The sequence below is a fragment of the Streptomyces sp. NWU339 genome (assembly GCF_003143855.1).
Taxonomy (GTDB): domain Bacteria; phylum Actinomycetota; class Actinomycetes; order Streptomycetales; family Streptomycetaceae; genus Streptomyces.
On sequence record NZ_QFRK01000033.1, the window covers coordinates 83,702 to 92,209 of the forward strand.

8 protein-coding genes and 1 pseudogene are annotated in these 8,508 nt (G+C 70.8%); 7 read left to right on the forward strand and 2 right to left on the reverse strand.

Annotated features, from left to right (window positions below):
* Positions 1 to 44 precede the first annotated feature (44 nt).
* The 5 genes from DIZ27_RS30305 to DIZ27_RS30325 all read left to right on the forward strand — a co-directional run bounded on the left by DIZ27_RS30305 (position 45) and on the right by DIZ27_RS30325 (position 4,044).
* Entirely contained in the window at positions 45 to 1,250 is a 1,206-nt protein-coding gene (locus DIZ27_RS30305) for a thiolase family protein (protein ID WP_109381630.1), read from the forward strand.
* Positions 1,247 to 1,918 carry a 3-oxoacid CoA-transferase subunit A gene (locus DIZ27_RS30310; RefSeq protein ID WP_109381631.1) on the forward strand — a complete coding sequence of 224 codons (672 nt, stop codon included), beginning with the start codon at positions 1,247 to 1,249 and terminating at the stop codon, positions 1,916 to 1,918. The genes DIZ27_RS30305 and DIZ27_RS30310 overlap by 4 nt, the downstream gene beginning before the upstream one ends.
* Positions 1,915 to 2,604 carry a 3-oxoacid CoA-transferase subunit B gene (locus DIZ27_RS30315; RefSeq protein WP_309074921.1) on the forward strand — a complete coding sequence of 230 codons (690 nt, stop codon included), beginning with the start codon at positions 1,915 to 1,917 and terminating at the stop codon, positions 2,602 to 2,604. The genes DIZ27_RS30310 and DIZ27_RS30315 overlap by 4 nt, the downstream gene beginning before the upstream one ends.
* A 148-nt stretch (positions 2,605 to 2,752) precedes the next feature.
* Positions 2,753 to 3,064: a hypothetical protein gene (locus DIZ27_RS45965; RefSeq protein ID WP_181383753.1), complete on the forward strand. Its 312-nt coding sequence runs from the start codon at positions 2,753 to 2,755 to the stop codon at positions 3,062 to 3,064.
* 119 nt (positions 3,065 to 3,183) lie between these two features.
* Entirely contained in the window at positions 3,184 to 4,044 is an 861-nt protein-coding gene (locus DIZ27_RS30325) for a sulfurtransferase (RefSeq protein WP_181383754.1), read from the forward strand.
* Positions 4,045 to 4,316: 272 nt separating this feature from the next.
* Here DIZ27_RS30325 and DIZ27_RS30330 read toward each other — a convergent pair whose 3' ends face one another.
* Positions 4,317 to 5,660: a DUF6056 family protein gene (locus DIZ27_RS30330; RefSeq protein WP_258308601.1), complete on the reverse strand. Its 1,344-nt coding sequence runs from the start codon at positions 5,658 to 5,660 to the stop codon at positions 4,317 to 4,319.
* Between the two features lie 226 nt (positions 5,661 to 5,886).
* Positions 5,887 to 7,314: a glycosyltransferase gene (locus tag DIZ27_RS30335; RefSeq protein WP_109381633.1), complete on the reverse strand. Its 1,428-nt coding sequence runs from the start codon at positions 7,312 to 7,314 to the stop codon at positions 5,887 to 5,889.
* A gap of 371 nt (positions 7,315 to 7,685) precedes the next feature.
* On the opposite strand from DIZ27_RS30335, the gene DIZ27_RS30345 reads away from it, so the two are divergent.
* Both DIZ27_RS30345 and DIZ27_RS46550 read left to right on the forward strand, forming a co-directional pair.
* Positions 7,686 to 8,270: a flavoprotein gene (locus DIZ27_RS30345; RefSeq protein ID WP_375232015.1), complete on the forward strand. Its 585-nt coding sequence runs from the start codon at positions 7,686 to 7,688 to the stop codon at positions 8,268 to 8,270.
* A 41-nt stretch (positions 8,271 to 8,311) separates the two neighbouring features.
* A pseudogene (locus DIZ27_RS46550) lies at positions 8,312 to 8,508 on the forward strand (IS630 family transposase); the annotation flags it as partial.

The window sequence follows — 8,508 nt, forward strand, 5'->3', positions numbered from 1 at the left end:
CTAGGTCTTGGACATGATGAAAGTGGCCCTCGTACTGTGGGGGCGTGAGCGACAGTTACCTTTACGCAGCAGCAAGAACGCCTTTCGGTAAATTCTCAGGCGCCCTCGCCGAGGTCCGGCCCGACGACCTTGCCGCGGTGGCTGTCACCGGGGCCCTGGCCAAGACCCCCGCACTCGACCCGGCCGAGATCGGCGACGTCGTCTGGGGCAACGCCAACGGCGCCGGCGAGGACAACCGCAACGTCGGCAGGATGGCCGTCCTGCTCGCGGGACTGCCCACCTCGGTCCCCGCCACGACCGTCAACCGGCTGTGCGGCTCCTCCCTGGACGCCGCCATCATCGCCTCCCGCGCCATCGAGACCGGCGACGTGGACATCGTGCTCACCGGCGGGGTCGAGTCGATGACCAGGGCGCCCTGGGTCCTGCCCAAGCCCTCGCGCGCGTTCCCCGCAGGGGACGTGACCGCCGTGTCCACCACGCTCGGCTGGCGGCTGGTCAACCAGCGCATGCCGAAGGAGTGGACCGTCTCCCTGGGCGAGGCGAACGAGCAGCTGGGCGACCGCTTCACCATCGCCCGGGAGCGGCAGGACGAGTTCGCCGCCCGCTCGCACAACCTCGCCGACGACGCCTGGAACGCCGGTTTCTACGACGACCTGGTGGTGCCCGTCGTCACGGACCGCAAGGGCACGACCGTCACCCGGGACGAGGGGATCCGCCCCGGCTCGACCGCCGAGAAGCTGGCCGGGCTCAAGCCCGTCTTCCGCACCGACGGCGTCATCACCGCGGGCAACGCCTCCCCGCTGAGCGACGGCGCCTCCGCGGTCCTGCTCGGCTCGGGTGAGGCCGCCGCCCGCATCGGCACCGACCCCCTCGCCCGCATCGCCGGCCGGGGCGTGTCCGCGCTGGACCCGCAGCTGTTCGGATACGCCCCCGTGGAGGCGGCGAACCGGGCGTTGAAGGGCGCGGGGATCACCTGGTCCGACGTCGCCGCCGTCGAACTCAACGAAGCCTTCGCCGTCCAGTCGCTGGCCTGCGTGGACGCCTGGGGCGTCGACCCGGAGATCGTCAACGCCAAGGGCGGCGCGATCGCGCTCGGCCACCCCCTGGGCGCCTCCGGAGGCAGGCTCCTGGGCACCCTGGCCCACCGGTTGAAGGAGTCGGGGCAGCGCTGGGGCGTCGCCGCCATCTGCATCGGGGTCGGCCAGGCGCTCGCCGTGGTCCTGGAGAACGTCTCGGGAGGCAACCGATGAACACACAGCTGTGCGACCACGCGGACGAGGCGGTGGCCGGAATCGAGGACGGCTCGACCGTGCTCGTCGGAGGGTTCGGCATGGCCGGCATGCCGGTCGACCTGATCGACGCCCTCATACGCCAGGGCGCCAAGGACCTCACCGTCGTGTCCAACAACGCCGGCAACGGCGACACCGGACTGGCCGCGCTGCTGGCCAAGGGGCGGGTCCGCAAGGTGATCTGCTCCTTCCCGCGCCAGGCGGACTCCTGGGTGTTCGACGAGCTCTACCGGGCGGGCCGGATCGAGCTGGAGGTGGTCCCCCAGGGCAACCTCGCGGAACGGATGAGGGCGGCCGGAGCTGGCATCGGCGCCTTCTTCTGCCCCACCGGAGTCGGCACGCTCCTCACGGAGGGCAAGGAGACCCGCGAGATCGACGGCCGCACCTACGTGCTGGAGTACCCGATCAGGGGCGACGTCGCGCTGATCGGCGCCCACCGCGCCGACCGCATGGGCAACCTCGTCTACCGCAAGACCGCCCGCAACTTCGGTCCGGTCATGGCCACCGCCGCGACCACGGTGATCGCGCAGGTCCGCGAGATCGTCGAGACCGGCGAGATCGATCCCGAAACCGTCGTGACCCCCGGCATCTACGTCGACCGTGTGGTCAAGGAGGCAGCCACCGCATGAACGCGACCAGCCGAGCGATGAGCGACCAGGGCCCGCTGAACGGCCGGGGTCCGCTGAGCAAGAACGACATGGCCGCCCTCGTGGCGCGCGACATCCCCCAGGGCGCCTTCGTCAACCTGGGCATCGGGCAGCCGACCCTCGTCGCCGACCACCTGCCCGCCGACTCCGGTGTGGTCCTCCACACCGAGAACGGCATGCTCAACATGGGGCCCGCGGCGAAGGAGGGCGAGCTCGATCCCGACCTGACGAACGCGGGCAAGATCCCGGTGACCGAACTGCCGGGAGCCGCCTACTTCCACCACGCCGACTCGTTCGCGATGATGCGCGGCGGCCACCTGGACATCTGCGTCATGGGCGCGTTCCAGGTCTCGGCCACCGGTGACCTGGCCAACTGGCACACGGGAGCACCCGACGCCATCCCCGCCGTCGGCGGGGCCATGGACCTGGCGATCGGCGCCAAGAAGGTGTACGTGATGATGACGCTCTTCACGAAGGCCGGCGCCCCCAAGCTGGTGCCCGAGTGCACCTACCCGCTCACCGGACTGCGCTGCGTCGACCGCGTCTACACGGACCTCGCGGTCTTCGACGTCACCCCCCAGGGCCTCAGGGTCACTCAGACCTTCGGCACCACCCTGGACGAACTCGCCGACCGCCTCGACGTACCCCTGCTCCCCGCCGAGGCGTGAGCCCCGGACCGCCGGCCCGCCCGACCACGACACCGACGGCCTGCCCGCACACCGCGGGCAGGCCGTCGCACGCTCTGACGCGCGCTCCGAGAAGAACGTCAGCGGCCGACTCACCCGCGCCGGTCCTGGCGAGACGGGGGCGCGAGCCGTGCGCGGCCTGCGGGATCAGGTCGGTGACCTCGCCCGGGTCGGTCTCCAGTACGGCGTGCGGGGCGTCGACCTCGACGGTGGCCGAACCCGCCCGCTCGGCCGTGAAGCGCAGGTTCTCGGTACCGATGGTGTGGTCGGCGGTGGCGACGGGGGCCAGGAGGGGATCGCCTTCCAGGCGACCGCCGCGGTCGGTTCGCTGCCGGTGGCGAGGGCCGCCGACCGCTGCGAGGCGGCGAGTACGCCGGCCCGGCTCGCCGTCACCGCAGACATGGACCAGCCCGTCGAGGCCGCCGTCGAGGCCTCGGCCTGAGAGGCCCCCGAACCACCCGGATGTCCGCCTACTGAGACATGTATCTCAAACAGGTACGTTTGTGGGACACCCCGGCGTTTTTCCGGGGGCCGTAAGGAATGCGAGAAGAGGAAACACGTATGTCCCACCCCCTGCTGGTGGACCCGGCCTGGCTGCACGAGCGCCTCGGGGACCCCGCGATCCGGATCATCGACGCGACCACCTTCCTCACCCAGCCCGAGGGCGACGGCTACTACGACGTCGAGTCGGGCCGCCAGGCGTACGAGAAGGCCCACATACCCGGCGCCGTCTTCGCCGACCTGCTGAACGACCTCGCCGACCCCGACGCGGCCACCACGTTCACCGCGCTCGACAGCGAGACGTTCGCCGCCCGGCTCGGCGCTCTCGGCGTCGGTCCCGGCACTCACGTGGTCGTCTACGACCAGGGCCCGAACATCTGGGCCACCCGGCTGTGGTGGAACCTGCGCTACGAGGGCTTCGACGACGTCTCGGTGCTGAACGGCGGTCTCCCCGCCTGGACCCGGGCGGGCCACGAGGTCAAGAGCGGTGCGGAGTCCAACGAACCCGCCGTGTTCACCGCGAACCGCCGTCCCGAGCTGTACGCCGACAAGGACGCCGTCCTCGCCGCGATCGAGGACCCCGGCACCCGGCTGGTGAACTCCCTCGACCGGCCGACCTTCGCGGGCACCCGCCAGACCTACGCACGCCCGGGTCGTATCCCCTCCAGCACGAACGTGCCCTTCCCCGACCTCGCCAACTCCGACGGTCTCTTCCGCGGCCCGGACGAAGTCCGCGGGCTCTTCGACGACGCCGGCGCCCTGGACGAGTCCAAGAAGGTCATCACGTACTGCGGCAGCGGCATCGCCGCCACCGGCCTGGCCTTCCAGCTGGCCCTCCTCGGCCGCTCCGACGTCGCCGTCTACGACGGTTCCCTCACCGAGTGGGCCGCCGACCCGGCCCTGCCCCTCGAAGTCGACTGACGGCCCCGGTTCACCCGGACACCCCCCGGACCCGCGCTGTCCGGGGGGTCCCGCCGGGCGGCGGGGCACGGGCGAGGCTGGAGATCCCGCTCGCTCCACGCAGCCGCAGCGCCCGCCGACCACACCTCGATCAAGGCGGGTTCGAGCGTGCTGATCGCTCACTCGGGAAGGGACGCCCCTCGCGCGTTCTCCCGGGCCCGGGCCTCCGGACCAGCGGACGGCCCGCCGAACAGCCTGGTCGGCACCTGGGTCCTCCTTGTCCGGTGCCGGTGTCAAGGAGCAGCCCCCGGGTCGGGCTGGAGCGGGCCTGCTCGGTCAGGGCCTCGTCCTCGGTGTTCCGTTCCGTCCGTGACCTCCTTCACCCGGTAGTAGCGAGCGACACAGGAGGCGGGCCACGGCCGCTCGCCACCGCTGCTGAACGGTTCCAGCATCCCGCTGACGACGAGCCGCCTGTAGGGCAGCACCGTGGCCCCCGCCGCGGCCCGGTCCCGGAGCAGGCGGTCCTGGCTGTCCCAGGCCCCGGCCCGCACCCGCATGTCCGACTCCAGGTCGCGCAGGGACACGGCCAGTACGGCGGTGACGCACACGCACAGGAGCACGGCGCCCGCGGCCACCGGTGCCGTCCCGCGCCGGTACCGCCGCACCGCCAGGTTCCCGAGGAGACCGCCCGCGCCGACGAGCAGGAGGAGCAGCGGGAAGAGGTAGTCGTTCCACAGCCTGTTGGCGGTCGCGACGGAGGGGCCGAACGCCGGATAGGCGATGACCGTGCACACGTATCCGGAGAACAGCAGAGCCGCCGCCCCGGACCACAGAAGCAGGGGCGCCCTCCGGTCGGGCCGGGGAACGCCTCCGTCCGCGCGGCGGGCGAGTGCGCCGATCAGCATGCCCACGGCGATCGCGCCGACGTACTGCCAGGTCGTGACCAGGGTGTGGAGGACCTGCGCATATCCCCGCAGCGAAGCGAAGAGCGATTCGGGCGCGAGCATGGAGTCCGTGGAGTGACGTGAGCGCCGGTTCATCGAGCCGGGGGAGGTGAGGAGCACGGCGGTGCCGATGAGGATGCCCGCGCCGGCCGCGGCGCACCAGGCCCGGACGAAGGCGAGCCGTCCGGCCGGGAAGAGCCGGCGGCCCAGCAGCAGGGCCGGGGCGAGGACGGTCAGGGCGACCACGGAGGTCTCCTCCGACAGCGTGCCCAGAACGCCCCCGACGACGAACGCGACCGCAGCGGCGATGGCCTTCCCGCGCCGCGAGGTCGCCAGCAGGGCCGGGATCGTGGCGGCGGCCGCCAGGACGGGCGGGAAGGTGTGGGAAACCGACGAGGCCGGCCAGAAGAAGGTCTTGTAGGTGTTCGTGGAGGCGAAGCAGAAGAGGCCCAGGACCATGGCCGCGGAGAACAGCGGCACGCCCCGGGGCAGCCGCCACCCGGCGCGCCGCAGCAGTGCCGCCGCCCACGCCCACAGCAGGACCAGCATCAGGGCCGCACTGATCCCGGCATACCACTGCTGGCCTGCCACGCCGAACGTGGCGTAGGAGGCGACGAGCAGGCCGTTGGCGATCCGTCCGTTGGAGGTGGAGTAGAACTGGTCCACCAGGGCCATGAAGCCTTCGTCACGCACGAGGGGCAGGAAGCACCACTCGTCGGCACTCGGGCGCACCCAGCGTGCGAACCATGACGCTCCGCCCAAAAGCGCCAGTGGAACAAGGGGCAGCAGGGCCGCACCCGCCGTGACGAGGGGCGGGGGAGCGATGGCTGGGCTCGGCGCGCTCCGACGTACGCCCGTTTCCGTATCGGTCTCCTCCACGGGCCGCGCGGACGCCAGGCCCTTCCCGCCGCCGTCCGCGCTAGCCGGGGGTGGGGTCGTCCTGTCTCGTCCGGGCCGGGCCGCTCGACACCATGCCCCCGGCGTCTGACGGCCGACGGCCGGAGTTGATGGCCCACCGGGCGAGGAGGAAGGAGACCGGGGTGACGAGCACCCCGGCGACGAGTGCGGCGACATTCTTGTCCATTTCGAATCGGCTGACGGCCACGTAGAGAAGTGCGCCGGAGGCCACGAGGTTGAAGCCGCTGGAGAGCGGATACCGGAGGAACGCGTGCCAGGTCGGCCGGGTCCGGACGGTGAGGCAGGAATTGAGCAGGAAGGAGCCGACGACACTGACCGCGTAGCCCAGGACATGCGCCGCGAGATACGGGATCCAGGGGTGCAGGCCGGCGTAGACGGCCAGGTATACGGCGGTGTTGACGAAGCCGATCGCCACAAAGGTGGCGAACTGCCGTGTCGTTGCGCGACGGCCTCTCGCAGGAGCGAGCGATCCGCGCAGCGGGGAACTGGGGCTCGGGGCGGGGTGCTCGTCGGTTTCCCGGACCACGAAGGGCGGGCGGCGTTTCACCTCGTGGTAGATGCGGCCGACGTATTCCCCGATGATCCCCAGGGTGATCAGCTGGATTCCGCCCAGCCCCACCACCGCCATCAAAAGCGTCGCGTAGCCGGGGGCGACGGCCCCGTGGAGCGCCACGTCGAAGGCCACCCACACCGCGTAGCCGAGTGCGGCAAGAAAACACCAGACGCCCGCGTAGATGGCCAGTCGCAGGGGGCGGTTGTTGAAGGACAGCAGTCCGTCGATGCCGTAGTTGAGCAGATGGCGGCTTCCCCACTTCGAGTTGCCGGCGAGCCGCTGGACGTTCTGGTAGGTGAAGGTGATCGTCGTGAAACCGATCCAGGAGAAGATGCCCTTGGAGAACCGGTTGGCCTCCGGCAGCGCCAGCACCGCGTCCACCGCCTGGCGTGACAACAGCCTGAAATCCCCGGCGCCGTCGAGCACCTCCACATTCATGAGGCGGCGCACCAGAGCGTAGTAGCAGCGGCTCAGCACGGTGCGCGCCGCGCCCTCCCCCTCGCGGGTCCGCCGGGGAACGACCTGGTCGTAGCCCTGCCCGTGGAGTTCGAGCATCCGCGGAATGAGTTCCGGGGGGTGCTGCAGGTCCGCGTCCATGAGGATCACCGCCTGCCCCCGGGACATGCGCAGGCCGGCGAGCATCGCGGCCTCCTTGCCGAAGTTCCTGCTGAGCACCGTGTATCTGACACGCCGGTCCGCGGCACCGAGTCCGCGGATGATGTCCCGCGTGCGGTCGGTACTGCCGTCGTCCACGTAGCAGATCTCGTAGTCGAGCCCGGACCGGCCGAGAACACCCCCGACAGCCGAATGGAACCTCTCGATGACGGCAGCCTCGTTGAAGCACGGTACGACCACGGAAAGCTGAGGAGTCGTCAAACCAGTCTCCTGATCGAGGACGTAAGAGCGGTGCCGTCCACCGCACGGAGGTGGGGCAGCTGCCCCCGGCATGGTCAGGGGCCGAACTCCGGGGACATTCGAACCATATCCACCGTCCGAGGGAGGAATCACGCATCTACGCGCCTACCAGTGACTCATTTGGCTTCGTCGGGCGGCCTGAGGGACATGAGGTCCACCGGATCGTCACGGGTACGAAGAAGACCGCGAGACCGACCACCGCACCCGACGGGCCGGTGCCGACGCCCCGGACGTCGGCTGCCGCCAGTCCGGACCCCCGTCCGGGCCGCGCGCGACCGCCGCCGTACGCTGCCCGAACCGCATCACTTCAGCCGCCGACCGGGAGTTCCCGCGTGACCGAGTCAACCGCCCCGTCCGCCCTGTCCGCCCCGTCCGCTTCGGACAAGAAGCCCTTCCTGTACGTCGTCGTCTGCGCGAGCGGGATCGCCGGCGATGTCGACACGCTGATCACCGCCGCGCAGCAACGAGGCTGGGGCGTCGGGGTCGTGGCCACCCCGCAGGCACTGGGCTTCCTCGACGTGCAAGCGGTCGAGGCGCAGACCGGCTACCCGATCCGGTCCGCCTGGCGCAAGCCCGGCGAGGCCCGCCCCCTTCCTCCCGCGGACGCGATCGCCGTGGCCCCGGCCACGTTCAACACGGTCAACAAGTGGGCCGCCGGCATTTCCGACACCTTGGCCCTGGGCATCCTGTGCGAGGCGTACGGCATGGGTGTCCCCATCGCCGTCCTGCCGTACCTCAACGCGGCCCAGGCCGCCCACCCGGCCTACCGGCAGAGCCTGGAACGGCTGACCGGGATGGGCGTCCTGATCGGCTCGCACGAACCGCACCGGCCGAAGGCCGGGGGAGGCATCGACGGCTTCCGCTGGACGGAGGCGCTGGACCTCCTGGAACCCCGCAAACCTGCCCTGACCAGCTAGTGTCTTGAGTCTTTGATTCATTGCATAAGTATGCTGGGGTCATGGCGCGAATGGGACGGCCCACGGTCGAGGTGGTTCTCACCGACGACGAACGCGAGACGCTGCAGCGCTGGGCGAGGCGCCGCACCTCTTCCCAGGCTCTCGCGCTGCGCTGCCGCATCGTGCTGGCTTGCGGAGACGGGGCATCAAACACTCGGATCGGCAAGGATCTTGGGGTTCACCCGGTCACGGTGGCCAA

Bases quoted from the DNA above. Each gene is read 5' to 3' on its own strand.
- DIZ27_RS30310 (WP_109381631.1), top strand. From the start codon at position 1,247: ATGAACACACAGCTGTGCGACCACGCGGACGAGGCGGTGGCCGGAATC.
- DIZ27_RS30315 (WP_309074921.1), top strand. From the start codon at position 1,915: ATGAACGCGACCAGCCGAGCGATGAGCGACCAGGGCCCGCTGAACGGC.
- DIZ27_RS30325 (WP_181383754.1), top strand. From the start codon at position 3,184: ATGTCCCACCCCCTGCTGGTGGACCCGGCCTGGCTGCACGAGCGCCTC.